The 2,982-nt window shown below is 30.7% G+C and carries 2 protein-coding genes; one reads left to right on the top strand and one right to left on the bottom strand.

Annotated features, from left to right (window positions below; translation table 11 throughout):
• Positions 1 to 1,967, top strand: a 1,967-nt coding sequence (locus ENL20_01415; protein ID HHE37216.1) for a hypothetical protein, incomplete at its 5' end; no start/stop codon positions are given.
• 72 nt (positions 1,968 to 2,039) lie between these two features.
• Here the strand turns inward: ENL20_01415 and lpxK are convergent.
• Complete coding sequence (lpxK, locus tag ENL20_01420) at positions 2,040 to 2,717, bottom strand: tetraacyldisaccharide 4'-kinase (GenBank protein HHE37217.1); 678 nt, start codon at positions 2,715 to 2,717, stop codon at positions 2,040 to 2,042.
• Positions 2,718 to 2,982: the final 265 nt, after the last annotated feature.

Raw genomic sequence — 2,982 nt, forward strand, 5'->3', positions numbered from 1 at the left:
AAAGATCACTAAAATACAAGCTTTCGAATTATGTAGTTACCGAAAAATTATTAAAGGAACTACCCTTATTTTCTTCCCAAATCATCGATATGGATATTAACAAGTTTCATCCTTCGTTTAAAACCGATGATAATCTTGATTATTTACAGTTGTCTATGAGAGCAGAAAATTTGATGTCATATTTAAATATCACTACGATTGGTGAACTTCTAATGCATTCTGCAGAGCAGTTATTACAAAATAAGAATTGTGGGAGAAAGACAATAGAAAATATTCACAGTTCAATAAAAAATTATCTTCTTATAAAAAACAAAGATTTGAGTTTAAACTGGAATTCGTTCAATTCTATGATCAAGAGTTTAATGAAAGTCAAAGACAGAGATTTCAAAATTTTCTTGAATAAATTAGGTGTCGGTTTTGATAAATCTCAGACATTAGATAAAGCAGGTAAAGAATTTGGATTAACCAGGGAAAGAACCAGGCAGATTTTAGATCGACTTTATAACTTAATAAAAAATAATCCTACCCGTTTTCTTGTACCTCTATGGGATATAATTGATTTTTGTTTAGATAAATATTACGGAGTCGTACATTATGATCGGATATCTCTGGAAGTTTGTTCCATCTTAAACTGGCAGAACAAATTAGAAGGTCATGCTCTGGCTGAATTTGCCTCAAATTGTGAAAATAAATATTTTGTCGATCATTTTAATAGAGTTATGTGTTTAAAAAATAACGAATGCTTGAATTGTTCTGATTTTGTTGAAAAGCTATCTGACTTAATCGAAGCAAAAGGAAAAATACCCTTAAATGAAGTTCCGGGGGAACTAAAAGATTATTGTCTTAAAAACTGTTCTGAAAAAAAGGACAAAATTCTTGATTCCGGAATGTTCATGTTTTCAGCCCAAAAGATCGAAAATATCAGGAGAGATGACCATTTTTTTTATTCCTCTGCAGAATATAAGAGGAAACTGAAAAAGGCGAGAATACAGAGATTAAGAAAAAAAGGTGCGATCCATATCTTAACCGAAGATATTTTGGAACAAGCAGGTAAAGCATTAACAGGTGATGAGATAGAAAAGAAACTATTAGAACAGGGGAAATCCCTGAAACACGGATTAGCACATATAGCTAAATATTGTAATAATATATTTCGGTGGGGTTGGGGAATCTATATTCATAAAAAATATATTAAGATTCCTTATCTGCTGATCGGATCTATCCATTCTTATATTCTTTCGGAATTACAAAGCGAAATTCCGTTTCTATCAGTTCATAAGGTTTTCAAGAAATTTGAAGTTTATTGTAAAAACCAGAATATTCCCTCAGAAATGGCTTTATATACAACCCTTGTCATCATGGGAAATAAAAATCTGGTATTACCGCAATTTCCAGCGATCTTTCTCTCCAGAAAATACGCAAATGATACGATCTATTCTATTCTTGAGGATTATCTTTTAGAAAAAAATGAGATCATAGATTATTACACATTTTATGATTTTTTTATTAATGATGTCGGCTTGAAAAAACAGTCTTTCCAGTGGTATCTTGAGAAAGATGATAACATTGTTAAATTACCGCAACAGAAAATATCTCATAAAAAATTCGTCTATAAGACAATTACTCCGCAACAGAAAAAAAATGAGAAAAAACCTGCTGAAATTACAAAACCTCCATCTTATGAAAAACCAAAGAAGGTTTTAAATCTCATTGAAAAATGCAAATCTGTAAAAATTCCATTATCAAATGTTGAAAAAAAACTGATCGAAACCTTTCAAAAAAATAACAACTCGTTTTCAAAAACGCGATTGATCTTTTTTTCCAGAAGAAACCATGTGGATTCCTTAAAATTGATCAATGAACTCAACGAATTATTTTCCGAGAAATATAAAGAGAAACTAATACTTTATAAAGCCAATTATTTTTATTTTAACCATAGATTTTTAAATGATAGCGGGTGGAAATAGAAATTCGATCTTGATCTGTTCTAGTTATAAGAGAATCATTTTCCCTCAGCCAGGTGTTTCAACTAATGTATTTTATCCTATAGGAATTTCTAATAATTTAAAATTGGTAGCTAAACAAAATTCAACTGCAACTACAACGAGCGGTAATTCCAGATTTTCCATAAATTGTAATTTCATAAAATCTTTTTCTGTTGTGAGTAAATAATCAATTTTATTGTTTTCAACTTTGTTCTTTAAATCTCTAATGATTCCGTAATCCTTATAATTAAAATGATCAGGAAAACGAAAATGTTCTTCGAATTTCAATCCTGAATCTAAAACTGTTTTTTCAAAAGACTTCGGTTGCCCAATCCCGGAAAGCAAAGCAACTTTTTGATTTTTCAGTTTTTCGATAGCGATTTCGTTTTTATTCAGATCATAGAATTTCTTGATTTGATAATTTCCTTTTAAGGCTATTTTATTATATTTTTGCAGTTTTTCGGGAATTTTTCCTTCTCCGTTAAACACAATATAATCAGCGAATTTCAAAACAGACATCGATTCCCGCAAAATTCCTGCTGGAAGAACAAAACCATTGCCAATCCCTCCAATTTCATTAAAAATGACAAAATCAAGATCATGTTTGACTTTAAGATGCTGGAAAGAATCATCTAAAATTATATAATCCAGGTCAGGAAATTTTTGTTCTAAAATCATAATCGATAATTTGCGGTTTTTGCCGGCAATAACCGGAATTCCTTTTAATTTCATTGCCAGAAGAAATGATTCATCTCCAGCCTTTTCAGCAAAACGGAAAATTTGTTCTCGGTCCGAAATCAGTTTATTTTCATATTCAAATTTTCCTTTATACCCGCGATGAGAAACTGCTGTTTTATATCCTTTTTCAGAAAGATATTTTGCCAGGAAAATCGTGAAAGGAGTTTTTCCGCTGCCGCCGGAAACGATATTGCCAATACTGATTATTTTAATCCTGCTTTTATAAGATTAAGATGGAAAAAACTGGTAAACTTTTATT

It is taken from the genome of Candidatus Cloacimonadota bacterium (assembly GCA_011372345.1).
GTDB lineage: Bacteria > Cloacimonadota > Cloacimonadia > Cloacimonadales > TCS61 > DRTC01.

Coding starts and splice junctions, on each gene's coding strand:
- lpxK (HHE37217.1), bottom strand. CDS start 2,717: ATGAAATTAAAAGGAATTCCGGTTATTGCCGGCAAAAACCGCAAATTA.